Origin of the sequence: Streptomyces sp. NPDC002884, assembly GCF_040295245.1 — a bacterium.
In the GTDB taxonomy this organism is placed as follows: Bacteria; Actinomycetota; Actinomycetes; order Streptomycetales; family Streptomycetaceae; genus Streptomyces.
Map to the genome: position 1 here is coordinate 346,690 of NZ_JBEOVB010000004.1, position 23,832 is coordinate 370,521.

The 23,832-nt window shown below is 72.0% G+C and carries 25 protein-coding genes; 14 read left to right on the forward strand and 11 right to left on the reverse strand.

Annotation, left to right across the window (positions count from 1 at the left end; translation table 11 throughout):
* The first annotated feature begins 113 nt into the window (after positions 1–113).
* Entirely contained in the window at positions 114–2,519 is a 2,406-nt protein-coding gene (locus ABT070_RS11655) for an MMPL family transporter (protein WP_351758547.1), read from the forward strand.
* Position 2,520: 1 nt separating this feature from the next.
* Here the strand turns inward: ABT070_RS11655 and ABT070_RS11660 are convergent, their stop codons facing one another.
* From ABT070_RS11660 to ABT070_RS11675, 4 genes are all read right to left on the reverse strand, one after another.
* Positions 2,521–3,372 carry a TetR/AcrR family transcriptional regulator gene (locus ABT070_RS11660; RefSeq protein ID WP_351758081.1) on the reverse strand — a complete coding sequence of 284 codons (852 nt, stop codon included), beginning with the start codon at positions 3,370–3,372 and terminating at the stop codon, positions 2,521–2,523.
* Positions 3,373–3,382: 10 nt separating this feature from the next.
* Entirely contained in the window at positions 3,383–3,892 is a 510-nt protein-coding gene (locus ABT070_RS11665; RefSeq protein WP_351758084.1) for a thiol-disulfide oxidoreductase DCC family protein, read from the reverse strand.
* Positions 3,893–3,897: 5 nt separating this feature from the next.
* Positions 3,898–4,314, reverse strand: coding sequence for a hypothetical protein (locus ABT070_RS11670; RefSeq protein WP_351758086.1), 417 nt, complete (start codon positions 4,312–4,314; stop codon positions 3,898–3,900).
* A gap of 102 nt (positions 4,315–4,416) precedes the next feature.
* Positions 4,417–4,824, reverse strand: coding sequence for a VOC family protein (locus ABT070_RS11675; protein WP_351758089.1), 408 nt, complete (start codon positions 4,822–4,824; stop codon positions 4,417–4,419).
* Positions 4,825–4,964: 140 nt separating this feature from the next.
* On the opposite strand from ABT070_RS11675, the gene ABT070_RS11680 reads away from it, so the two are divergent.
* From ABT070_RS11680 to ABT070_RS11690, 3 genes are all read left to right on the forward strand, one after another.
* Positions 4,965–5,474 carry a TM2 domain-containing protein gene (locus tag ABT070_RS11680; protein WP_351758092.1) on the forward strand — a complete coding sequence of 170 codons (510 nt, stop codon included), beginning with the start codon at positions 4,965–4,967 and terminating at the stop codon, positions 5,472–5,474.
* Complete coding sequence (locus tag ABT070_RS11685; RefSeq protein ID WP_351758094.1) at positions 5,467–5,886, forward strand: DUF2752 domain-containing protein; 420 nt, start codon at positions 5,467–5,469, stop codon at positions 5,884–5,886. The genes ABT070_RS11680 and ABT070_RS11685 overlap by 8 nt, the downstream gene beginning before the upstream one ends.
* A gap of 238 nt (positions 5,887–6,124) precedes the next feature.
* Positions 6,125–6,388, forward strand: a complete 264-nt coding sequence (locus tag ABT070_RS11690; protein ID WP_351758096.1) for a TM2 domain-containing protein — start codon at positions 6,125–6,127, stop codon at positions 6,386–6,388.
* Between the two features lie 84 nt (positions 6,389–6,472).
* On the opposite strand, the gene ABT070_RS11695 is transcribed toward ABT070_RS11690, so the two are convergent.
* The 5 genes from ABT070_RS11695 to ABT070_RS11715 all read right to left on the reverse strand — a co-directional run bounded on the left by ABT070_RS11695 (position 6,473) and on the right by ABT070_RS11715 (position 10,697).
* Positions 6,473–7,234 carry a succinate dehydrogenase iron-sulfur subunit gene (locus tag ABT070_RS11695; RefSeq protein WP_351758098.1) on the reverse strand — a complete coding sequence of 254 codons (762 nt, stop codon included), beginning with the start codon at positions 7,232–7,234 and terminating at the stop codon, positions 6,473–6,475.
* Positions 7,234–8,988 carry a succinate dehydrogenase flavoprotein subunit gene (gene sdhA / locus ABT070_RS11700; protein WP_351758101.1) on the reverse strand — a complete coding sequence of 585 codons (1,755 nt, stop codon included), beginning with the start codon at positions 8,986–8,988 and terminating at the stop codon, positions 7,234–7,236. The genes ABT070_RS11695 and sdhA overlap by 1 nt, the downstream gene beginning before the upstream one ends.
* A gap of 33 nt (positions 8,989–9,021) precedes the next feature.
* Positions 9,022–9,504, reverse strand: coding sequence for a succinate dehydrogenase hydrophobic membrane anchor subunit (locus ABT070_RS11705; protein WP_351758103.1), 483 nt, complete (start codon positions 9,502–9,504; stop codon positions 9,022–9,024).
* Between the two features lie 5 nt (positions 9,505–9,509).
* Positions 9,510–9,890, reverse strand: a complete 381-nt coding sequence (gene sdhC, locus ABT070_RS11710; protein ID WP_078615861.1) for a succinate dehydrogenase, cytochrome b556 subunit — start codon at positions 9,888–9,890, stop codon at positions 9,510–9,512.
* Positions 9,891–10,157: 267 nt separating this feature from the next.
* The gene (locus ABT070_RS11715; protein WP_351758106.1) at positions 10,158–10,697 is read right to left on the reverse strand and encodes a 2-oxo-4-hydroxy-4-carboxy-5-ureidoimidazoline decarboxylase; all 540 of its coding nucleotides are present in this window, start codon (positions 10,695–10,697) and stop codon (positions 10,158–10,160) included.
* A gap of 249 nt (positions 10,698–10,946) precedes the next feature.
* On the opposite strand from ABT070_RS11715, the gene ABT070_RS11720 reads away from it, so the two are divergent.
* The 8 genes from ABT070_RS11720 (at position 10,947) to ABT070_RS11755 (ending at position 18,760) form a co-directional block, all read left to right on the forward strand.
* Complete coding sequence (locus ABT070_RS11720; RefSeq protein ID WP_351758550.1) at positions 10,947–12,554, forward strand: beta-N-acetylhexosaminidase; 1,608 nt, start codon at positions 10,947–10,949, stop codon at positions 12,552–12,554.
* A 110-nt stretch (positions 12,555–12,664) separates the two neighbouring features.
* Positions 12,665–13,402, forward strand: a complete 738-nt coding sequence (locus ABT070_RS11725) for a DUF4328 domain-containing protein (RefSeq protein ID WP_351758108.1) — start codon at positions 12,665–12,667, stop codon at positions 13,400–13,402.
* Positions 13,403–13,492: 90 nt separating this feature from the next.
* Positions 13,493–14,047: a hypothetical protein gene (locus tag ABT070_RS11730; protein ID WP_351758110.1), complete on the forward strand. Its 555-nt coding sequence runs from the start codon at positions 13,493–13,495 to the stop codon at positions 14,045–14,047.
* A gap of 55 nt (positions 14,048–14,102) precedes the next feature.
* Positions 14,103–14,549 carry a hypothetical protein gene (locus ABT070_RS11735; protein WP_351758113.1) on the forward strand — a complete coding sequence of 149 codons (447 nt, stop codon included), beginning with the start codon at positions 14,103–14,105 and terminating at the stop codon, positions 14,547–14,549.
* A 160-nt stretch (positions 14,550–14,709) separates the two neighbouring features.
* On the forward strand, positions 14,710–15,342 hold the full coding sequence (locus tag ABT070_RS11740) for an RNA polymerase sigma factor (protein WP_351758115.1): 633 nt from the start codon (positions 14,710–14,712) through the stop codon (positions 15,340–15,342).
* Positions 15,343–15,436: 94 nt separating this feature from the next.
* Positions 15,437–16,615 (forward strand): hypothetical protein, encoded by a 1,179-nt coding sequence (locus tag ABT070_RS11745; RefSeq protein WP_351758118.1) that lies wholly within the window; start codon positions 15,437–15,439, stop codon positions 16,613–16,615.
* 292 nt (positions 16,616–16,907) lie between these two features.
* Positions 16,908–17,567, forward strand: coding sequence for an RNA polymerase sigma factor (locus ABT070_RS11750; protein WP_351758121.1), 660 nt, complete (start codon positions 16,908–16,910; stop codon positions 17,565–17,567).
* Positions 17,567–18,760 carry a hypothetical protein gene (locus tag ABT070_RS11755; protein WP_351758123.1) on the forward strand — a complete coding sequence of 398 codons (1,194 nt, stop codon included), beginning with the start codon at positions 17,567–17,569 and terminating at the stop codon, positions 18,758–18,760. The genes ABT070_RS11750 and ABT070_RS11755 overlap by 1 nt, the downstream gene beginning before the upstream one ends.
* Positions 18,761–18,985: 225 nt before the next feature.
* Here ABT070_RS11755 and ABT070_RS11760 read toward each other — a convergent pair whose 3' ends face one another.
* Positions 18,986–19,846, reverse strand: a complete 861-nt coding sequence (locus ABT070_RS11760) for a L,D-transpeptidase family protein (protein WP_351758126.1) — start codon at positions 19,844–19,846, stop codon at positions 18,986–18,988.
* A 242-nt stretch (positions 19,847–20,088) separates the two neighbouring features.
* Between ABT070_RS11760 and ABT070_RS11765 the strand changes: the two genes are divergently transcribed.
* Positions 20,089–21,669 carry an acyl-CoA mutase large subunit family protein gene (locus ABT070_RS11765; RefSeq protein WP_351758128.1) on the forward strand — a complete coding sequence of 527 codons (1,581 nt, stop codon included), beginning with the start codon at positions 20,089–20,091 and terminating at the stop codon, positions 21,667–21,669.
* 39 nt (positions 21,670–21,708) lie between these two features.
* Here the strand turns inward: ABT070_RS11765 and ABT070_RS11770 are convergent, their stop codons facing one another.
* The gene (locus ABT070_RS11770; protein ID WP_351758552.1) at positions 21,709–23,046 is read right to left on the reverse strand and encodes an FAD-dependent monooxygenase; all 1,338 of its coding nucleotides are present in this window, start codon (positions 23,044–23,046) and stop codon (positions 21,709–21,711) included.
* Between the two features lie 76 nt (positions 23,047–23,122).
* Here ABT070_RS11770 and ABT070_RS11775 point away from each other — a divergent pair, with 76 nt between their 5' ends.
* Positions 23,123–23,773: a TetR/AcrR family transcriptional regulator C-terminal domain-containing protein gene (locus ABT070_RS11775; RefSeq protein ID WP_351758131.1), complete on the forward strand. Its 651-nt coding sequence runs from the start codon at positions 23,123–23,125 to the stop codon at positions 23,771–23,773.
* The last annotated feature ends 59 nt before the right edge of the window (positions 23,774–23,832 follow it).

The window sequence follows — 23,832 nt, forward strand, 5'->3', positions numbered from 1 at the left end:
CCTTGAGAGTCATGGTCGTCACATGTCCACGCACGTGTGGCGCCACCGATCCTGTTGCCCAGGACCTGGGGGACCGACCGACGATCTGCAGAAGGAGACTGAGCGTGGCGGCATTGGCACGCTGGTGCTATCGACACCGGCTGGTGGTCCTGTTGCTCTGGGTGGGGGCGCTGTTCGGCCTGGGATTCTCGGCCTCGACGGCGGGCACGGACTACGCGAACGTCTTCTCCCTCCCCGACACGGACTCCAAGAAGGCGTACGACCTGATGGAGAAGGCGTTCCCGGCGAGCGCCGGCGACACCGACACGGTCGTGTGGAAGGTCGACGAGGGCTCGGTACGGGACCAGGACGTACGGTCCCGGATCCAGCCCGCGCTCGACGAGATCGCCGGCATGAAGGGCGTCGGCGGGGTCACCGGCCCCTACGCGGGGGAAGGCGCGGCGCAGATCAGCGGCGACGGGCGGATCGCCTACGCCCAGATCACCTTCACCGAGCAGGCGAACGCCGTACCGAAGGAGCTCGTCCAGGACGTCGTCGACACCGCGCGGGGCGCCGAACGGGGCGGCCTGGAGGTCGAGGTGGGCGGCCAGGCCGTCCAGCGCGTGCAGGAACCGCCCACCGGCCTCGCCGAGATGGTCGGCCTCGCGGCGGCCGCGGTGGTCCTGTTCCTCGCCTTCGGCTCGCTGTACGCGATGCTGCTGCCGCTCGCCGTGGCGGTCTTCGGCGTCGGCATGGGCCTGTTCTCGACCCAGTTGCTGAGCCATGTCACCGACATCCCGGACCTGGCCCCGCTGCTGTCCTCGCTGATCGGCCTCGGCGTCGGCATCGACTACGCCCTGTTCATCGTGACCCGGCACCGCAAGGGCGTCCTGCGCGGCCTGGACCCGGAGGAGTCGGCGGTCGTCGCTCTCAACACCTCCGGCCGTGCCGTGCTGTTCGCGGGCGGCACGGTGTGCATCGCGCTGGCCGGAATGCTGGTGACGAACCTGCGCTTCCTGGACGGCGTCGTCATCGGCACCTCCCTGACGGTGGTGCTGAGCGTCCTCGCGGCGACGACCCTGCTGCCCGCGCTGCTCGGCTTCCTCGGCGCGCGCGTGCTGAGCCGCAAGCAGCGGCGCCTGCTGGCCGCGACCGGCCCGGAGCCGGAGAAGGAGAGCGGTCCCGCGGCCCGCTGGTCGATGGGCGTGCAGCGCCGGCCGCGGACGATCGCCGTGCTCGCGCTGGCCGTCATGGCCGTGCTCGCTCTCCCCGTGCTCTCGCTCCGCCTCGGCGCCACCGACCAGGGCAACGACGACGCCTCGACGACCACCCGGCAGGCCTACGACCTGCTGGCCGAGGGCTTCGGTCCGGGCTTCAACGGCCCCCTCCAGGTGGTCGTGGACGGCGGTGAAGCCACCGCCCTGGCCCAGGACATCAAGAACACGTCCGGAGTCGCCCAGGTGGCCACGCTGCCGCCCGCGAGCGGGGTCACGGTCATCCAGGTGGTGCCCACGACCTCGCCGCAGTCCGCGGAGACGGACACCCTGATCGACCGGCTGCGGGACGACGTCATCCCGCAGGCCGGGGCGCAGGCGCACGTGGGCGGTGTCACGGCGGTCTCCAAGGACTTCGCCACGGTCACCGGCGACCGGCTGCCGCTCTTCGTCGCCACCATCATCGGCCTGGGCTTCCTGCTGCTCCTGGTCGCCTTCCGCTCCCTGGTGGTACCGCTGACGGCCGCCGTGATGAACCTGGTCGCGGCCGCGGCCTCGTTCGGCGTCCTCGTCGCGGTCTTCCAGTGGGGCTGGGGCCTGGAGCTGCTGGGCCTCGGCAAGGAGGGGCCGATCAACGCCTTCCTGCCCGTCATCATGCTGTCCCTGCTCTTCGGCCTGTCGATGGACTACCAGGTCTTCCTGGTCAGCCGGATGCACGAGGAGTGGGTGCACACCAGGGACAACGCGCGAGCGGTCCGGGTGGGCCTCGCGGAGACCAGCCGGGTCATCAACTCCGCCGCCCTGATCATGGTCTGCGTCTTCCTCGCCTTCGTGCTCAGCGGTGACGCGGGCGCGGCGATGGCGGGCGTCGGCCTCGCGGCCGCGGTCGCGCTGGACGCGTTCATCCTGCGTACGGCACTGGTCCCGGCCGCGATGCATCTGCTCGGCGACTCCAACTGGTGGCTGCCCGGGTGGCTGGAGAAGCGGCTGCCGCATCTCGCGGTCGAGCCCAAGCAGGAGGCGGCGCCGGCGGCGGTCGCGGCGGGCGAGGGGCCGGCCTCGGTCGTGCACGGCTTCGTCCGGAACACGGCCGGTGAACCGGTCGAGGGCGCGACGGTCACCCTGGTGGCGCGGGACGGCCGGGAACTGGACCGCGTGACCTCCCTCGCCGACGGCTCGTACATCCTCTCCGTCCCCGCCCCGGGGACGTATCTGCTGGCGACGGCGGCCGAGCCGCCCCTGCTGAAGCGAGCCCGGCGGCTGACGGTCACGGGGGAGCCCCTCGTCCACGACGTGGAGCTGGAGGAGGGCGCCGAGGTGAGCTGACTCAGCCCGAGGCCGGGTCCGCCGGGTCCGCCGAGCCCGCCGCGTCCGCGGAGTCCTGCGGACCCGGCGGGCTCTTCCTCGCCGGGTCCGGCAGGGCGTTGGTCATACCGGGCAGGAAGTCCGTGAACAGGTCGTGCACCTCGAGGACGAGCGGCCGCAGCACCCGGAACCGGGCCAGCGCCACGCCCCGCGCGGTGAGCCGCGCGCCCCGGCCGGCCAGCCGGTAGCTGCGCTCGCGTCCCTCCGTGCGGTCGTAGATCCAGTACATGACGAGGCCCATCTGGGAGAGCCACATCAACTCGGGCAGCACCTCCCGCAGCTCCTCCGGGACCTTCGCCTTCGACCCCGAGAGGACCTCCTTGTGGACGGCGATGGCCTCCACGCGCGCGTGCTCCGACTCGGCGGAGAAGGGGCTGAGCGGGCTGTCCGGGTCGGCGGCGTTCTTGAAGAACTGGACCGCGAACTCGTGGTACGGCTCGGCCACTTCCAGCCAGACCCGCAGCACCCCCGCCAGCCGGGCCTCCAGGCTCGTCTCCCGCGCCAGGACGCCCCGGACGGCCTCCCGGTGTTCGGCGGCGAGCCGGTCGTAGAAGCCCTGGATCAGGTGCTCCTTGCCGGCGAAGTAGTAGTACGCGTTGCCGACCGAGACCCCGGCCTCCTTGGCGATGGCCCGCATCGTCGTCTTGTCGTAGCCGCGCTCCTGGAACAGCCGCATCGCCGTCTCCAGGATCAGAGCGCGGGTCTGCTCGGACTTGGACGTGGGGGCGGCCTCATGAGGTTCGGTCGCGGCGGCGGCCTCATGGGGATCGGACGGGGAAGCGGCCTCGGCGGGACCGTCGTTGTTCGCGGGCACGTACAGGAGCCTAGCCAGTCGGGCAGGTGCCGTCGGCACAGGTGGGCCGGTGGTAGCTCCAGCCCAGCTGCGGGTCGTACGACCAACCGTCGCCACGGCGGTAGACGCCCCCGCCCCAGCCCGCGGCCTGCCCCTGCCCGTCGCGCCACTTGGCGGCGGCGAGAACGGCGCCCCGCGCCAGCTTCGCCCCGGCGGGCGTGCTCAGCCGGTGGGACATCGGGCGGTACTCGCGCAGCGCCCACAGGGTGACGATCCAGGCGGCGGCGCCCCGGTAGACCTGGCCGGAGTCGCCGACGACGGTGATCTCGTCGAGGGTCGCGCGGTGGTCGAGGCCGGGGAAGCGGGCGGCCGCCTGCGCGGACCCCGCCGGGACGAACTCCAGCGGCACCAGCTGCGGCTGCCGGCCCAGCCAGTCGCGCAGGAAGGCGCACAGCGAGCACTCGGCGTCGTGGAGCACGGTGAGCCGGCGGACCGGGACGCGCAGGGCGTCCCGGTCGGCGGCGGTCCGTTCGGCGGCCATCGTGCTCACGCCCCGGCGGCGGGCGCCGAGGGGGCCGTCCAGCCCTGCGGGCCGACCGGCGGGACCTGCTCCCGCTCCATGACCCCGCGCCGCCGGATCCGGTTGAGGACGTACACGTTGGCCAGGTGCATCGCGCCGAGGACCAGCAGCACCACGCCGAGCTTGGTCGACAGGGCCTCGAAGATGCCGCGCGTGTCCTCGATGGTGTCGTCGCCGCTCAGGTAGAGGGCGACGAAGCCGAGGTTGAGGAGGTAGAAGCCGACCACCAGGAGGTGGTTGACGGCGTCGGCGAGCTTCTCGTTCCCCTGGAGCACGTCGGCGAGGAAGATCCGGCCGTTGCGACTGAGGGTCCTGGCCACCCAGACGGTCAGGCCGATGCTGACGACCAGGTAGACGACGTAGGCGATGACCGTGCGGTCCATGTTCCCCACCTTTTCTTGAACGCGTTCAAAACGCTGTCGAGGACGACTGTAGCGCTTGTTTTGAACACGTTCAACTGGATGGGTGCGGCCGCCCCGGGCGCCCTAACGCCTCGCCAGCTCGGGCCGCTTGAGGTAGTCCGTGAACCCGAGGACGTTGCCCCACGGGTCGGCGATCTCGACGGTCCAGCCGGTGGCCGTGGAGAACGGCCGGTCCAGCGGGGTGATGCCCGCCTCGGCCAGCCGCCGGGCCGCCGCCCGCGCGTCCGGCACCTCCAGCCAGACGCGCGGGGACGGCCAGGGCGGTGGCCGGTGCCCCAGGCCGTCCTCCTGCCGGAGGAGGACCCCCGGCGTCTCGCCCCCGACCTTCAGCAGTGCGATCCCGGCCTCGTCGAACCGCAGTCCCACCGCGAACCCGGCCCGCTCGTAGAAGCCGACCGCCTCGCCGAGGTCCCCGACGGGCAGCAGGAGGTTGTCGAAACCGAGCAGCTCGTACGACTGGTCATCTGACATGCCGTCAGATTAGGTGGAGAGGGGCCGGAAATCCGGTCAAGGGCACCCCGGTCCGCGCGTGGCGGGTTTTCTGCTGCAAGATGTTCTGCACTTGTCTCACCTGCGGATGATCCGATCACCTGACCTCGGGGGAACTCACCTTGTCCGAAACGCCACAGCAGCCCCAGGAACCCCAACAGCAGCCCCAGCAGCCGCCGCAGCCGCCCCCGCCCGGCTACGGGTACCCCGGCGCCGGCCCCGGCGGCCCGCAGGACGCGGGCCACCCCGGCCAGCCCGGTCCCGGCCCCTACGGCTATCCCCAGCCCGGCCAGCCGCCGTACCCGGGCTACGCCCACCCCGGCTACGCGCACCCCGGCTATCCGGCCCCGGGTTACATACCCCCCGGCACCTTCACCGGCGACCCCCAAGCCCCCTACGGGTACGACCTCATGGGCCGCCCCTACTCCGAGAAGTCGAAGATCGTCGCGGGCGTGCTCCAGCTCACCCTGGGCAGCTTCGGCGTCGGCCGGTTCTACATGGGCGACGTCGGCATCGGCCTCGCCCAGCTGTTCACCTGCGGCGGCCTCGGCATCTGGGCGCTGATCGACGGCATCATCCTGCTGGTCAGCGACGACAAGACCGACTCCAACGGGCGGATCCTGCGTGGCTGACACGGAACGCCTCTCCGCGAGGTGTTCGGCCGCGCTGCGGCACCCGGCGGCGGCTCCCCTCGTGGTGCTCGCCGCCGGTGCGGCCGGTTCCGTGTATCTCTACGGCACCGACCCGCACCAGCCGGGCCACTGGCTCCCGCAGTGCCCGTTCCGGTTCGTCACCGGCCTGCTCTGCCCCGCCTGCGGCGGCACCCGCATGGTGTACGACCTGATGCACGGTCATCTCGCCCAGGCCTGGCTCGACAACCGTGTCCTGCTGCTCGCCTCGCCGTACGCGCTCGCGCTGCTGGTCCGCTGGATGTGGGCGGGACTGCACGGCCGCGCCTGGCATCCGCGCCTGAGCCCGCGGGCCTTGACGGTCGTCCTCGGCGTCGCGGTGGCATGGGCGGTGCTACGCAACGTAGTTGACTGATTTTGATCACAGATCAGGAACAATGGATCATCTGTACTCCCTTTTTACCCTCTGTTTTCTCTAGGCTCACCAGTCACAGGGGGGACGTCCTGGCATGGCGGAGCCGTGCGAGGGCGTTGGTCGGCATCGGCGGACATCGGTCGACGCGCGTGATCGCGGCGTCGCCGCATCCCTCCTGGACTCCCCGTTCCGGAGCAGGCCGCCCCGGCCTCCCGCAGTCATCCCAGGAGCAGTTCTCATGACCGTCCCCACCCCGCAGGCCCCCTACGGGGTCGACCCCCTGGGTCGTCCGTACTCCGACAAGTCCAAGATCGTCGCCGGTATCCTCCAGCTCTTCCTGGGCACCCTCGGCATCGGACGCTTCTACGTCGGCTCGGTCGGCGTGGGCGTCGCCCAGCTCCTCACCTGTGGCGGCCTCGGCGTCTGGGCGCTGATCGACGGCATCCTGTTCCTCACGAGCAACGACCGCACCGACAAGCAGGGTCGCGTCCTGCGCGGCTGACACCGGCGCGGCAACACGGCGAGGGCCCCGCTCCTTCAAGGAGCGGGGCCCTCGCCGTGTCGTGGGCTCAGCGAGCCGGGTGGCTCAGAAGCGGCGCGTGATCAGCGCTCGCTTCACCTCCTGGATCGCCTTCGTGACCTCGATACCGCGCGGGCAGGCGTCCGTGCAGTTGAACGTCGTACGGCAGCGCCAGACGCCGTCCTTGTCGTTCAGGATCTCCAGACGCTGCTCACCCGCCTCGTCACGCGAGTCGAAGATGAAGCGGTGGGCGTTCACGATCGCGGCCGGACCGAAGTACTGGCCGTCGTTCCAGAACACCGGGCAGGACGACGTGCAGGCCGCGCAGAGGATGCACTTCGTCGTGTCGTCGAACCGCTCGCGGTCCTCGGCGGTCTGGAAGCGCTCGCGCGTGGGCTCGTTCGTGTCCTTCGTGATGAGGAAGGGCATGACGTCCCGGTACGCCTGGAAGAACGGGTCCATGTCGACGACCAGGTCCTTCAGGACCGTCAGGCCCTTGATGGGCTCGACCGTGATCGGCTTCTCGGGGTTGATGTCCTTGATCAGCGTCTTGCACGCGAGGCGGTTCTTGCCGTTGATCCGCATCGCGTCCGAACCGCAGATGCCGTGGGCGCAGGAACGCCGGAAGGTCAGCGTGCCGTCGACGTCCCACTTGATCTTGTGGAGACCGTCGAGGACGCGCTCCTTCGGGTCGATCTCCAGCGTGAAGTCCTGCCAGACGGCCTCCGCCGAGACCTCCGGGTTGAACCGGCGGACCCGGAAGGTGACCGTGATGTAGGGGGAGGCCGCGGACTCCGCCTCGACCTTGTCCAGAACGGGGGTTGCCATCAGTACTTACGCTCCATCGGCTGGTAGCGGGTCTGGACGACCGGCTTGTAGTCGAGTCGGATGGACTCGGTGCCGTCGTCGCCCACCTCGCGGTACGCCATGGTGTGGCGCATGAAGTTGACGTCGTCGCGGTTCGGGTAGTCCTCGCGGTAGTGACCGCCGCGGGACTCCTTGCGGGCCAGCGCCGACACGGCCATGACCTCGGCCAGGTCGAGCAGGTTGCCCAGCTCGATGGCTTCCAGCAGGTCCGTGTTGAACCGTCGGCCCTTGTCCTGGATCGAGATGTTCCGGTAGCGCTCGCGCAGTTCGGCGAGCTTCTCGACGGCCGTCTTGATCGTCTGCTCCGTGCGGAACACCATGACGTTCGCGTCCATGGTCTCCTGGAGCTCGCGGCGCAGTTCCGCCACCCGCTCGGTGCCGGTGGACGTGCGCAGGTGCTCCACCTGGTCGATCACCTGCTGCGCGGGGTTCTCCGGCAGCTCGACGTACTCCGCCTTCTGCGAGTACTCGGCGGCGGCGATGCCGGCCCGCTTGCCGAACACGTTGATGTCCAGCAGCGAGTTCGTGCCCAGGCGGTTCGCGCCGTGCACCGACACGCAGGCGACCTCGCCGGCCGCGTACAGGCCCGGGACGACCGTCGTGTTGTCGCTGAGGACCTCACCCGAGACGTTCGTCGGGATGCCGCCCATCGCGTAGTGCGCGGTGGGCTGGATCGGGATCGGGTCCGTGTACGGCTCGATGCCGAGGTACGTGCGCGCGAACTCCGTGATGTCCGGGAGCTTCGCGTCCAGCTGCTCCGGCGGGAGGTGCGTGAGGTCGAGGTAGACGTGGTCGCCCTCGGGACCGCAGCCGCGGCCCTCACGGATCTCCGTGTAGATGGAGCGCGAGACGACGTCACGCGACGCGAGGTCCTTCATGACCGGCGCGTACTTCTCCATGAAGCGCTCGCCGTCCTTGTTGCGGAGGATGCCGCCCTCACCGCGGGCGCCCTCCGTCAGCAGGATGCCCATGCGCCAGATGCCGGTCGGGTGGAACTGGAAGAACTCCATGTCCTCCAGCGGCAGACCGCGCCGGTACACGGCCGCCTGGCCGTCACCCGTCAGCGTGTGCGCGTTCGACGTCACCTTGAAGAACTTGCCGGTGCCGCCGGAGGCGTAGATCACGGCCTTCGCCTGGAAGACGTGGATCTCGCCGGTGGCCAGCTCGTACGCGATCACGCCCGCCGACCGCTGGACGCCGTCGACCTCGGTGAGCAGCTGGTCCAGGACGTAGAACTCGTTGAAGAACTCCACGCCCTCCTTGACGCAGTTCTGGTACAGCGTCTGGAGGATCATGTGACCGGTGCGGTCGGCCGCGTAGCAGGACCGGCGGACCGGGGCCTCGCCGTGGTTGCGGCTGTGACCGCCGAAGCGGCGCTGGTCGATCGTGCCGTCGGGCGTCCGGTTGAACGGCAGGCCCATCTTCTCCAGGTCGAGGACGGAGTCGATGGCCTCCTTCGCCAGGATCTCGGCGGCGTCCTGGTCGACCAGGTAGTCACCGCCCTTGACCGTGTCGAAGGTGTGCCACTCCCAGTTGTCCTCCTCCACGTTGGCCAGCGCGGCGGCCATGCCGCCCTGCGCGGCGCCCGTGTGGGAGCGGGTGGGGTAGAGCTTGGTCAGCACGGCGGTGCGGCTGCGCTTCGTCGACTCGATCGCGGCGCGCATACCGGCGCCACCTGCGCCGACGATGACTGTGTCGTACTTATGGATCTTCATGAGTGGCTCTCTCAGTCCCTCGGTCCCGGGCGCCTAGCGGATGTTCGGGTCGAAGGTGAAGATCACCAGCGTGCCCAGCAGGATGGTGAACACCGTGGCGGTGTAGAGCAGGCCCTTCAGCCACAGCCGGGTGTTCGCGCGCTCCGCGTAGTCGTTGATGACCGTGCGCAGGCCGTTCGTCCCGTGCAGCATGGCGAGCCACAGCATCAGCAGGTCCCAGACCTGCCAGAACGGGGAGGCCCAGCGGCCGGCCACGAAGGCGAAGCCGATCTTGGAGACGCCGCCGTCCAGCACGAGCTGGATCAGCAGGTGGCCCAGGACCAGGACGACCAGCACGACGCCGGACAGGCGCATGAACAGCCAGGCGCCCATCTCGAAGTTGCCCCGGGTGGACCTGGGCGTCTTCTTGGTGCGCTGACGCGGGGGCTCGATGAAGGGCGCGGGGTTGTCCACGTCGTAGACGGATCCGCCCTCGACGGGGCCGATCCCGGCCGCGGTGGTTTCAGTGGTGGCCATCGGTCTCAGCTCCCGAACAGTTCACGAGCGGCGTGGCCGAGCACGGGGTAGATCGCCCCGAGCATCAGCAGCAGCCACAGACCCACGACACTCCAGAGCATCTGCTTCTGGTAGCGCGGGCCCTTCGACCAGAAGTCGACGGCGATGACGCGCAGGCCGTTGAGCGCGTGGAAGAGGATGGCGGCGACGAGGCCGTACTCCAGCAGCGCCACGACAGGCGTCTTGTAGGTGGCTACGACCTTGTCGTAGTCCTCGGGGGAGACACGCACGAGGGCGGTGTCCAGCACGTGAACGAACAGGAAGAAGAAGATGAGGACGCCGGTGACTCGATGAGCCACCCAGGACCACATTCCTTCCCGGCCGCGGTACAGCGTTCCAGCCGGCACGGAAGAACCCTCCGGGAGCGGGGATTGGGGCCTGCCGGCTTGGGGTGTCGGACGGGCCCGGCCGGGTACGGTCCACCGGCCCCCAGCATCGTAGCGAGGCACCGGCGCCCGGCTTACGTCGGGCCTACCTGTGTGATCAAAGTGGCACGCAGATGGGTGAGCGTTGCGGCATCTGGGGTGGGGTGTCCCGTTTGGGTATCGGATGCGGCGCCGTCGTGGCGGGGCGCGCCCCGTGGCGGAGCCGCACATATCACTGCCCCGCACCCCTCAGGCGAGCCGCATCAGCCGCTGCCTTGCCAGTTTCCGGAGTTCCTCTGCCGCCACTACCCGTTCGTCCTCGGGATCGTTTGTCAATCGTGACCGGATGCCTTCCAGGACGTAGTCCGGGGACTCCTCCTGGGGGACGCCGTCGAGGCAGATGACGAACGCGTGCCCGAATCTGGCCTCGTAGGCCGCGTGGGCCGCGTTCAGCGCCATGTGCGCCGCTCCGTAGGCGTCCTCCGGCAGGCCGGGCAGGGACTCCGCCGCCAGGGCCTCGGCCAGATCGCCCGGGCTCAGGTCGTACGCGGCCTCGTCGGAGGCGGCGAGGAGGGCGTCGAGCGTCGGATACGGGCGGTGGTCGGCGATACGGCGGGCCCAGCGCAGGCTGTGGAGGCAGGCGAGGAGTGTGCGGTGCGCCTCGTCGGCGGCGGCGGTGTTGAAAGCGTCCAGCCGAGGTGCGGGTGAGGTCCGGGTCTGCGCCGGTATGGCGAGGCAGCCGGAGAGAGGGGGGAGACGGTGCGCAGGCAGCGTGGATCCTCGCGTCACGTGTGATGTGGCAGGGGATGCAGTGAAAGGTGTGTCGACACGTTATCGAGAGCGGTCAGGACGTGTCTGACCGATGCCTGAATTTCACCCGAACGAGAGAGTTTCGGAACGTGTCGTGGACTCCGTCACGCCGGGCTCGGCGCGCTTCGCACGGCCGGGAGTCGTACGGTTGGCGGAGTGAGCAGGCACAGGCATCGGCGCCGGGCGCCGCAGAAGAAGCCGCACCAGCAGGTCGTGGCGCGGTCACTGATGGCGGGTGGGCTGGTCGCCGCGCTCGGTGTCGGGCTCGGCGTATGGGCCTCGTCGGACGACGACGGCACGACACCGGCCGGATCGGCCGCCTCCCGGCAGGCCGCCGCGAGGACGCCCGGCGCCGGTGACACCGGCGCCGCCGCCGCGCAGGCCGCCACCCCGACGCCCAGCCGCTCCTACGCCCTCTCCACCACCCCCCGCACCATCCCCGCCGTCAGCGCCCACACCCCGGCGCGCGGTCCGGGGTGGAAGCCGCAGTCCACCCGCCGGGTCGTGGTGAGCGACGCGGGCCTCGCCGACGAGGGCCGGCTGGTCGCCGGTGAGCTGGGGCTGACGTACGCCGGGGAGAAGGACGACGTACGCGCCGGTGACCTGCGGCTGGCGCTGAACGACGACGAGGGCGCGAACCCGGAGTCGTACACCATGACCGTGCGCGGCGGCCGGGTCACCATCAGCGCGCCCTCCGACGCCGGCGTCTTCTACGGCACCCGCACCCTCAAGCAGGAGGTGCACGCCGGCGGTACCGCGCCGGAGGGCGTCGTCCGCGACGAGCCGGCCAAGCCGCAGCGCGGGTTCACGCTGGACATCGCGCGCAAGCACTTCACCGCGGCCTGGATCGAGGACCGGGTGCGCGAGCTCGGCGACCTCAAGTACAACCAGCTCGGCCTGCACTTCTCCGACGACCAGGCCTTCCGGATCGAGTCCTCCAGCCACCCGGAGATCGTCTCCAGCCTGCACCTCACCAAGGCCGAGGTGAAGAAGATCGTCGCCCTCGCCGCGAGCCGCCACATCACCGTCGTGCCCGAGATCGACTCACCCGGGCACCTGGGCGCCGTCATCGCCGCCCACCCCGAGCTCCAGCTGCGCAACGCGAGCGGGGTGGCGACCCGCGGGGCGATCGACATCTCCAAGGACGACTCCGCGAGCCTCCTCGACGACCTGCTGGACGAGTACGCCGACGTCTTCCCCGGCGCCTACTGGCACCTCGGCGGCGACGAGTACCAGGCCCTGACGGTGTCCAGCCCGTCGGCCTCCTACCCCCAGCTCGCCGCGGCCGCGACGGCCCGGTACGGCTCCGGCGCGAGCGTCGCCGACCTCACCACCGGCTGGCTCAACGACCGCGCCGACACCGTCCGCGCCCACGACCGCACCATGCGGGTGTGGAACGACGGCTTCTTCCGCGGTACCTCGGTCAAGCCGGCCTCCGACCTCGTGGTCGCCTACTGGACGGGCAAGGAGATCGGGGCGCGGCCGCCGGTCGAGTACCTGAGCGCGGGGCGCAAGATGCTCAACTACAACGACGAGTACCTGTACTACGTCCTCGGCGAGCCGAACGACTTCGCCTACCCGACCGGGCAGCGGATCTACGAGCAGTGGACCCCGCGGGTGCTGCGCGGCACGACGCCGGTGGCCGCGAAGTACGACGCCCAGATCCTCGGCGGCTCCTTCTCGGTCTGGTGCGACCTCGCGAACTCGCAGACGCAGGACCAGGTGGCGGCCGGCATCCGGATGCCGCTGCGGGCCACCTCGCAGAAGCTGTGGGACGCCGGGACGCCACCGCTGACCTGGACACAGTTCACGGCGCTGGCGAACCGGCTCGGTTGATTTCCGGTGGACCCGCGGTGCCGGTGAACCGTATGTTCCGCGTGCTGCCCGCGTGAGGCTCTGGGGAGAGCTCGGCGCGGCCTTCACACACACGGACGTCGGGGGATCTCATGCTGCGCTCACCTGTCATGCTCGCGCGGGCGGCCGCCGCCCTGCTCGGCCTCGTCATCGCCGCCGACCTGTTCGCGCTGTGGGCGGACTTCGTCATGTTCGATGTCACGGCCGACATCGCCGCCGGCTCCCTCGGTGAGGCCGACCGCGCCCGGCACGCCGACCGGCTGTTCGACCTGGCCGGCCATGCCCAGACCGTGGCCCTGCTCGCCTGCGTCATCGTGTTCCTGTGCTGGTTCCACCGGGTGCGGGTCAACGCCGAGGTGTTCCGGCCGGACGGGCACAGCAAGTCGCGCGGCTGGGCGGTCGGCGCCTGGTTCACCCCGATCGTGAACCTCTGGTACCCGCGCCGGATCGCGCTGGACATCTGGGACGCCAGCAGCCCCGGCACCCCCTGGGGCCGGCCCCGGCCGCACGGACTGCTCAATGCCTGGTGGGCGATGTGGATCGTCTCGCTCCTCGCCGACCGGGCGGGCTTCCGGTCGTACCGCAAGGCCGGGACGGCCGCGGAGATCCACGACGCCACGTTCCAGGTGATCTTCGCGGACATGGCCGACATCGCCGCGGCCGCCCTCGCGATCGCCTTCGTCCTGCGGCTGACCGGGATGCAGAACGAGAAGGCGCTCCGGGGTCCTGGCGCGGTACCGCCGCCGGTCGGCGCCGTCGGTGGGGCCGGTGGGGCCGGTGGGATCGACGGAGTCGGCGGAGGAGCCGGTGGCTTCGGTGGGGTTGGCTGAAAAACCCTCCTGTGATACTCCTGGCCTGTCGCACGCAGTAAGGGGAAGTGCGGGCTCCGTAAGGTCGGTGCCCTGGCGAGGGGGGCATGGATGAGCCTGGTGGAACTGATCGCGCAGGCCGACGAACGCGGGCTGGCTGCCAGCGGGCTGGCTTGTTTGGATCGGTGCATACCCCTGCTCGGGGGTGACGACGAGATCCTGCGGCCGCTGTGGGGGAACCTCACGGAGGACTCCGCCGCCGCCGACTGGGCCGAGCTGCTGGAACAGGCCCGCGGCAAGCTGGCGTCCGCCGCGGAGGAGGGCGACGAGGCCGAGCTCCTGGCCCGCCGGATGCTGGCCGCCGCCCCCGACGACCGCTCCGCCGCCGGGATACGGCTCTGGGCCGACGCCTGCTCCGTCGCCTCGCTCCAGATACACCGCCTCCTCGACCCGGCCGAGGACGCCTCCTCGGTCGACTCCCGCCGGGAAGGCCGTACGGAGGGCATGCCGCCCCTCGCCGCCGCCGAACTGCGCCGGCAGGTCGCCGTCCTGGAGGTGCTGGCCGGTCATGGCGCGGGCGGACTGCGCCGGGCCCTCGAGGTCTCCACGGAGGGGCGCAGGGTGCTGCGCGCGGTGGTCTCGCGACGGGCTCGTGGACGCGGGTGAGCGAAGTGCGGGGGAGGTGGGTCGGTCCTGCGCCGGTCTCGCGAAGGCCCCGGATATGAGTGACGCAACCCGCTCCGACCTCGCTCTTCCTGATGTGACGCGTAGGACGAACGACCAGAGCGACCGGCCGCCCCGCCCCTCCGCCGCCGCGAAACCCGTGCGCTGGGCGGCGGAGGCGGTGGCCGCCGTACCCGACGCCGTCCGGCCGCACCTCGACCACTCGGCGCCGAGCCTGTGGCGCGCCGACCGCATGATCGAGGAACTGCGGCGCGAGGGCTCGCCGTACAACGCCGTGGCGAACGTGCTGCGCGGACTCGGCGCCTACGCAGGCGAGGTGATCGTCCGGCAGACCGGCGCCGAGTGGTGGGGCTCCGCCGGCGACCACTGGGTCCGCACCCCCGACGGCCGCCTCTGGGAACCCCTCGACGAGGCCCGCCGCTGCTTCGGCGGCCACGGCTCCCTGCGGTTGCTGTGCCGTGACGCGATGCGGGGGAAGCGGTAGCCGGTACGGGTCCCTCTCGGTGTCCGGACGGGTCCGGGACCCGCTGTGACACTTCCGTGCGGCCCGGCGCTGATGACCGTGAGGGCGTGGCCGCGTTCGGACCCGGTGTCCGACGGGGGAGTCGCGCGCCGGAACGAACTCCGCACGAACGAGGACAGTCTTGGGCCAGGGAGGGGAACCCCGGCGCGCGCAGGCGTACGACGGGGAACTGGGCGCGGCCGTGACGCGGGCCCAGGACGGCGACGAGGCCGCGTTCGCCGTGGCGTACCGGCTCGTGCAGCCCGGACTGCTCGGCTACCTGCGCGGGATCGTCGGCGACGAGGCAGAGGACGTGGCCTCCGACGCCTGGCTGGAGATCGCCCGGGACCTGGGGCGGTTCAAGGGCGACGGCGCGGGGTTCCGCGGCTGGACCGCGACCATCGCCCGGCACCGGGCCCTCGATCATCTGCGCCGGCTGCGGGTCCGGCCCCGCTCCGCGGTGCTGGACCAGGACGTCGTCCTCGACCTGGCCGGCCCGCACAGCACCCACGACGAGGCGCTGGAGTCGCTCTCCACCGGGCACGCCCTGGAACTGGTCCGCGGGCTGCCGCGCGACCAGGCCGAGGCGGTGCTGCTGCGGGTGGTCGTGGGCCTGGACGGCCCCGCCGCGGCCCGCGTCCTCGGCAAGCGCCCCGGCGCCGTCCGTACGGCCGCGCACCGGGGCCTGAAACGACTGGCCCGTCAGCTCGGCGCCGCGGGCGAGGGCGAAGGTGTGACGGATGGCGGCCCCCGAACGCTGGGGGAGTCGACATGAACGGCGAGGGCCGCGGACCGTATGGATCAGTGGCGGGCCCGGCCACCAGGTCGAACGGCCTGATCGGACGGACGGGACAGAGGCGGAATCGGACATGGGTGAACGGCTGAACGACGGCACGGACCACAGCCGTCGCCACACACACCCCACGAACCCCGCCACCGACGCCGCCGGTGCCGATTCAGCTGCCGGTGCCGGTGCCGGTGACGATTCAGCTGCCGATTCCGCCGCTCCCGATGCCGCCGCCCCCGATTCCCCGGCTGCCGCCGCCGAGGACGACTTCGCTGCCGCCGCCGACTCCGCTGACGACGCCGAGGACGACTTCGCTGCCGCCGCCGACTCCGCTGACGACGCCGAGGACGACTTCGCTGCCGCCGCCGACTCCGCTGACGACGCCGGCTTCGCTGCCGCCGTCAGCGACGCCGATGCCACCATCCGGGCCGGCGGCGCCGTACCGCCGGGCCCGGCGACGGCGGTGCTGGAGTCGTTGCTCGCCCAGGCCCTGCTGCCGCAGGTTCCGCGCGGGCCCGGCGACCGTCCGGACCTCGGGCCGTACGTCGGGCCGGACGCCGGCAGCGACGGCGAGCGGCGGGCCGTCGACGCCTTCCGGGTCGCCCGGGACACGGGTGCGCACCGGGCCCGCACCCGGCGCCGGGACGACTGGCGGCCCCGGGCCCGGCGGCACACGGCCCGCTCGCTGCGGGCCACGCTCTCCGTACTGGTCGCCGGCCTCGCGCTGGGCGGGGTCGCGTTCGCCGCTGTCGGGTCGTCCTCCGTGGACGGCGGTGCCGACGGCGCGGGGCGTCCCGGACCGTCGGCGAGCGCGTCCGGGGCCCGGTCCGCCGACACCGGTTCCCCGACCCCGCGGCCGGACGGCACAGCCGACCGGGACCGTCCCGTGGGCGCCGCGGACACCGACGCGCACTGCCGTGCGTACGAGAAGGTCCGGGGGCGCGGCAAGGCGATGGACTCCACGGCCTGGCAGCGGCTCGTGACGGCGGCGGGCGGGGAGGAGAACGTCGTCGCGTACTGCGCGGCAGAGGGAGCGGCAGCGGCATCCGCAGCGGCAGGGGGCGGAGGCGGCGCGAAGACCGAGAAGGACCCGAAGGCCGTGAGGACTCCGAAGACCGGCGGGACCCGGGAGGCAGGTGAGACCCGGGAGACCGGCCGGACCCAGAAGGCCGAGGCGGCTCCGCGAGCCGGGACGTCACCCGGGACCGGGACGTCGTCCGAAGCCGGGAAGACCGCCGAGAACGGGGCCAAGGGGCAGTAACCGGTTGCCGCCAAAGCAACGGCCGAGGCCGCCACCCCCCACAGGAGAGGCCCCGGCCGTCGCGCGGCACGGGCCGCGCGGCGGCCCGTACTCCCTACAGCGCCATGAGTGCGTTTTCTGTCACACCCGGACTCCGCCCGCTCGCGTCACGAGTTAGTTGCATGTTCTACGGACATGGACGTGCGGCGGTTTCAGGTCGTAACGTGCCTTTCGCGCCGGACGGCCAAGCGGCAGACCACCGCAACGACCTGCGGTCCGGAAAACCGTGAATCATCGACCGAGGAACCACGACGTGGGGGACGACGCGGAGCTGACAGCCGCGGTGCTCGCGGCACAGGACGGGGACGAGACCGCGTTCCGGACTGTGTACCGCACGGTGCACCCGCGGCTGCTCGGGTACGTACGCACGCTCGTGGGCGACCTCGACGCCGAGGACGTGTCCTCCGAGGCCTGGCTCCAGATAGCCCGGGACCTGGAGCGGTTCAGCGGCGACGCGGACCGCTTCCGCGGCTGGGCCGCCCGGATCGCCCGCAACCGCGCGCTGGACCACGTACGCATGCGCGGCCGGCGCCCGGCGACGGTCGCCGACGAGACCGAACTGACCGGTCGGGCCGCCGAGTCCGACACCGCGGGCGAGGCCATGGAGGCGCTGGCCACCGGCCGCACCCTGGCCCTCATAGCCCGGCTGCCGCAGGACCAGGCCGAGGCCGTCGTGCTGCGGGTCGTCATGGGCCTGGACGCCAAGACCGCCGCCGAGACGCTCGGCAAACGGCCCGGTGCCGTACGTACGGCCGCGCACCGCGGGCTGAAGAAGCTCGCCGAACTGCTCGGCGAGGATGCGGAGACGGCCGCCGGGCTGGACGCGCTGCCGCCTCAGCGAGAACCGCGCTCGCGCGCGGTGACGTCCGCTGGTGTGACGCATACGCGCGCGCGGACGCAGAAGGACATGTGATGGCCGACAAGCGGAACAGGTGGCTCGACCGAGAAACGGCGGAGCGTCTGCTGCGCGGTGAGTCACCGGACAACGCTGTCCCCGCTGTCGACGCCGCGGCCGGGGAAGAGGCCGAGCGGCTTGCCCGGACGCTCGCCGCGCTCTCCGCGCCGGCCGCCGAGCCGCTGCCCGCCGACGAGGAACTCCCCGGTGAGGCCGCGGCCCTGGCCGCCTTCCGCAAGGCCCACGCGGACCGCGCCGATCTCGCGGGACGTGCCGGTCCCGCCCTGGGGGCTCCCGGACCCGACGGTGGGACCACGGCGGCCGTCGCCGGCCGGCCCCGCGTCCCGTACGCCGTCGACGCCGGTCTTGTGCGCATCGGCGGACGTGTTCCGGAGGCCGGACGTCCGGCCCGGTGGAGCCGGCCCGCACGGCTGGGGCTGGCCGCCGCGCTGGCCGCCGGGATGGTGGGCGGGATCGCGGCCGGGACCGGTGTGCTGCCGACCCCGTTCGACGGCGCCGAACCCGCCCGGCCCGTGGCATCCGTCTCGGCCCCCGTGGCGCCGGACGAAAGCCCGCTCGCCTCACCTGCGCCGGACGCCTCGGGCGGTGACGCGGACCCGGCGACACCGGACGGCGGTACGGGCGCCACCGGCCGCGAGGACGCCGGGAACGGGAAGACGGGCGGCGCCCCTTCGGCGACCCCGGACCCCCAGGGCACCTGGCCGGCGGGCGTGGCCTCGTCCTGCCGCGAGCTGAGCGCCGGCCGCACCCTGGACACCGAGCGCCGCCGGAGCCTGGAGCACCTCGCGGGTGGTCCGACGCGCGTGGCGAAGTACTGCGCGGGCGTCCTCGGCGCTACCGCCGCCGGAAACTCCCGAGGTGACGACCGCGCCCCGTACGGCACGGCCGGCCGGGACCCCGGAAAGAACCAGAGCGACCGCGGAGGCCGGGGAGGCGCCGCGGGCGACAAGTCCGGGTCGGGCGACAAGGGCGGTTCCGACGACGACGGCGACGACGACGGGGGCCGTGACGGTGATCGCGACCGTGACCGGGGTCGTGGTCACGGTGGCCGTGGCGAGGGACATCGCGGCGATGGCCGCCGCGGTGACGGCGACGGCGACCGCGACGGCGACCGCCGGGACGGCAGCGGCTCCGGCCACTCGGGCGGCTCCGGCCACTCCGGCGGAAGCTCGTCCTCTCACCGTCGCTGACCTGCGGGTTCGATGATCGCCGAAGTTTTTTCGCGAGGGGTGTGACGTTTTCGGCGGCCGGAGCGCAGTAAGAAGTGAGCCGACTGGTCATCGGCCCTTGCACAGAGCCGGGGTTCCCCCCGTACTTCTGGCTCGTGCGCTCGGCGCGGGCGGGACACGTTCCCCCGGTCCCGCTCGCGCCCCAAACTCCTCTCTCCTCTCCACCCTGCTCCGGCGCCACCGCGCTCACCAGGACACGACGACCTTGTCGCCGTTCCTCACCTGCGCGAAGAGACTCGCGATCGCCGTCTCGTCCCGTACGTTGACGCACCCGTGCGAGGCCCCCGCGTAGCCGCGGGCGGCGAAGTCGGCCGAGTAGTGCACCGCCTGCCCGCCGCTGAAGAACATCGCGTACGGCATCGGTGAGTGGTAGAGCGTGGACACATGGTCGCGGGACTTCCAGTAGATGTGGAACACGCCTTCCCGGGTGGGCGTGTACTGCGAGCCAAAGCGGACCGACACCGTCGTCAGGGTCCGGCCGTCGACCATCCAGCGCAGGGTCCTGGTCGTCTTGTCGATGCACAGCACCCGCCCGGACAGGCAGCGCGGGTCGGGCGCGGCGGCCGGCCGGGCGGCCGCCGGATACAGCTCCCGCTTCCCGGGTTCGTGCGTCATCCCCAGCAGCCGCCGCCAGGTGACGGTGTCCGTCCTCCCGGTCGCCGGCAGCCCGCGCCTGCCCTGGAAGCCCTTCACGGCCCGCTCGGTTTCTTCGCCGTATGTTCCCGTGGGTCCCTCGAAGAGCCAGGCGACCTGGCGCAGCCGGGCCTGGAGCTCGCGGACGTCGCGTCCCTCGTCGCCGCGCGACCACAGGACGGCGGGAGGCGGAGCACTGGTGGCCGGGGCACGGGTGGCCGGAGCACTGGTGACCGGGGCGCTCGGCCTGTCGTCGGTGCTGGTCCGGGCCGGGGCCGACGCCGGGGCCGTCCGGCCGGCCTCGGCGGGTGAGCGTGCCGGTCCGTCCGCGTCCGGGGTCCGCCCGCTACAGCCGCACACCGTCATCAGGGCCGCCGTGCCGGCCAGGACGGCGATCGATCTCCGCATCCGCATGCCTGGGATGTTCCCCCCGGATGACGCCTCGCGAACGGACCGGCATTGTGGGGACCGGCACCGCGAACCGTCCTGTGAGGAAGGTCCCGGCGTGGTCCTCTGCACAGGGCGCACGCGTGCCGATACAGTCCGTCGGACGGTCGGACCGTACTGGCGGGTAACCGGCAGGCGGTCGGCGGGCGGCCGGCCGGCGACCCGAGTGGTCGAAGCAGCGGTATTGCTCAGCGGGAGGCATCACACCCATGGCGCGTGAGTCGGAGTCCGGACTGCCCATCGAGCCGGTGTACGGGCCGCAGGACCTGGCGGGCTGGGACCCGGCCGGGCAGCTGGGCGAGCCGGGCGCGTACCCCTTCACCCGGGGCGTCTACCCGTCGATGTACACCGGCCGCCCCTGGACCATGCGCCAGTACGCGGGCTTCGGCACGGCGGTGGAGTCCAACGCCCGCTACCAGCAGCTGATCGCCAACGGCACGACGGGCCTGTCGGTCGCCTTCGACCTGCCCACCCAGATGGGCCACGACTCGGACGCCCCGCTCGCGAGCGGCGAGGTCGGCAAGGTGGGCGTGGCCATCGACTCGGTCGAGGACATGCGGGTGCTGTTCGGCGGGATCCCCCTGGACAAGGTGTCGACGTCGATGACGATCAACGCCCCGGCGGCCCTGCTGCTGCTCATGTACCAGCTGGTCGGCGAGGAGCAGGGCGTCCCGGCCGACCGGCTCACGGGCACGATCCAGAACGACGTGCTGAAGGAGTACATCGCGCGGGGCACGTACATCTTCCCGCCGAAGCCCTCGCTCCGGCTGATCGCCGACATCTTCAAGTACTGCAGGGCCGAGATCCCGAAGTGGAACACGATCTCGATCTCCGGTTACCACATGGCGGAGGCGGGCGCGTCGCCTGCGCAGGAGATCGCCTTCACCCTGGCGGACGGCATCGAGTACGTCCGTACGGCCGTCGCGGCCGGCATGGACGTGGACGACTTCGCGCCCCGCCTGTCCTTCTTCTTCGTGGCCCGTACGACGATCCTCGAAGAGGTCGCGAAGTTCCGCGCCGCGCGCCGGATCTGGGCGCGGGTGATGCGGGAGGAGTTCGGCGCGGAGAACCCCAAGTCGCTGATGCTCCGCTTCCACACGCAGACGGCCGGCGTCCAGCTGACGGCCCAGCAGCCGGAGGTGAACCTGGTCCGGGTCGCCGTCCAGGGCCTGGCCGCGGTCCTCGGCGGCACCCAGTCCCTGCACACGAACTCCTTCGACGAGGCGATCGCGCTCCCCACGGACAAGAGCGCGCGCCTCGCCCTGCGCACCCAGCAGGTGCTGGCCTACGAGACCGACGTGACCGCGACCGTCGACCCCTTCGCGGGCTCCTACGTCGTCGAGAGGATGACCGACGACGTCGAGGCGGCGGCCGTCGAGCTCATGCGGAAGGTCGAGGACCTCGGCGGCGCGGTGTCGGCCATCGAGCACGGCTTCCAGAAGAGCGAGATCGAGCGCAGCGCGTACCGGATCGCCCAGGAGACCGACTCGGGCGAGCGGGTCGTGGTCGGCGTCAACCGCTACCAGCTCGACACGGAGGAGCCCTACGAGCCGCTCCGTGTCGACCCGGCCATCGAGGCCCAGCAGGCCGACCGCCTCGCGCGGCTGCGGGCGGGGCGCGACCAGGCGGCGGTGGACGCCGCGCTGGACGCCCTGAAGAAGGCGGCCGAGGGCGAGGACAACGTCCTGTACCCGATGAAGGACGCGCTGCGGGCCCGGGCGACGGTGGGCGAGGTGTGCAACGCCCTCCGGGCGGTGTGGGGGACGTACGTGCCGTCGGACGCGTTCTGAGCGAGGCGATTCCCCCGGCCCCGATCCACCGGGCGGGCCCTAGCCGAGGCCGACCCGTGCGCGGTAGGCGCCGAGTCCGTCCTCCGTGGCGCCCGCCCAGCCCACATGGCCGTCGGGACGGACCAGGAACACACCGGAATCCAGGGTCAGCAGGGTCCAGTCCGGGCCGCTGAGCCGGTCGAAGAGTCGGACGCCGTCGACCGTCAGGTCCGGGACGCGGTCGCCGGCGGACAGCGGACCGGGGTTCTCCCGGGTCTCCTCGCTGAGTGACGAGTGCCGGTAGTTCAGGCCGAGCTGCCGGGTCGCGGCACCCCGCTTCGCCTCGTCGCGGTGGATCGCGGTGGAGAGGCCGAGTACGTGCTCGGCGACGGGGCGGCGCTCCTCCTCGTAGGTGTCCAGCAGGGCTTCCGGCGCCCGCCCGCCCAGGACCGCGCCCAGCTTCCAGCCCAGGTTGTACGCGTCCTGGACGCTGGTGTTCAGGCCCTGGCCGCCGGCCGGGGAGTGCACGTGCGCCGCGTCGCCGGCCAGGAAGATCCGTCCCTCGCGGAAGCGGTCGGCCAGAGCGGCGCGCGGGCGGAAGTCGGACGCCCAGAAGAGCTCCGTCACCGCGCCGGGCGCGAGGTGGGTGCGCTCCGAGACCAGCTTGCGTACGCCCTCCAGGGAGAGATCCGGAGCCGTCCCCCCGGGGAGCCGCGCCACCAGCTGGAACTGGTCCGTCCCGGCCAGCGGGCACAGCGCCAGGAAGCCCGTCTCCGGCCCGCTCGGCGGGAAGAGGTGCCACCACGCCCGGTCCAGGTCGGGGATCCGCACGTCCGCCACCAGGGCCGCGTCCGGGTCGAGTGTCTCGCCCCGCATCTCGATGCCCAGCGCGCGGCGCACCGCCGAGCGGCCGCCGTCCGCCGCGACGGCGTACCGGGCGCGGACCGGCTCGCCGGCGGCGAAGTGCGCCGTCACGCCCTCGGTGTCCTGCTCCAGCCGTACCACCTCACGGCCGAAGGCCACGGCCCCGCCGAGCTCCGTCAGCCGTGCCAGCAGGATCTCCTGGTTGCGCCACTGCGGGACCATCCAGGGGGTGGTGAAGCGGCAGCCCTCCTCGCCGTCCTCCATCGGGTCGAACATCGCGTGCTCGCCGGCCTGCTCGCCGTCCGTCCAGACCATGCCCACCGGGTACGCGCCACCGGCGGCGAGGATCTCGTCGAGGACGCCGAGATCCTCGTAGACCTCCATCGTGCGCGGCTGGAGGCCCTTGCCGCGGGAGCCGGGGGCGAGCGTCTCGCCGCGTTCCACGACCAGCGCGCTCACTCCGCGCCGGGCCAGGTCGATGCCGAGGGCGAGGCCGGTGGGGCCCGCGCCGACGATCAGGACGTCCACGTCGATATCCATGCAACTCTCCTTAACGCTGTTAAGTGCCGTCGGCTACGAGAATGGCCTTAACGGCGTTAAGCTGTCAAGTGTGAGTACCGAACGACGCGCCCCCCTCGACCGCAAGCGGGTCGCGGACACCGCCCTCAGGCTGCTCGACGAGGCGGGTCTCGACGGGCTGACCCTGCGTGCCATCGCCCGGGAACTGGACGTCAAGGCGCCCGCCCTGTACTGGCACTTCAAGGACAAACAGGCCCTGCTGGACGAGATGGCGACCGAGATGTTCCGGCGGATGGTCGCGGACACGGCATTCGACCCCGCCGACACCTGGCAGGACCGGACGCGCAAGGCCAACCACGGGCTGCGCGCGGCGCTGCTCGCCTACCGCGACGGCGCGCGGGTCTTCAGCGGCTCCCGCTTCACCGGCACCGACCACGCCGTCCAGCTGGAGCAGAACCTGCGCCTGTTCACCGCCGCCGGCTTCCCCCTCGCCGACGCCGTACGCGCCACGTCGACCGCGTTCGCGTACACCATCGGGTTCGTCACCGAGGAACAGGGCGTGTACCCGCGGCCGGACGAGCGGCGCGAGGGGTTCGACGTGGCGGAACGCGCCCGGCTGCTCGCCGAGTTCCCGCTGTCGGCCGAGGCGGGCGCGGAGATGTTCGAGGACTACGACCGGCAGTTCGGGGAAGGTCTGGAGATCATCGTGGCCGGGATCGCCGCGCGGTACGGCGTGCGGTAGGCCGGGACCGACGGACGGCCCGGGCGTGGCGGGCCGGAGCCGTCTGTCGATTCACCGCA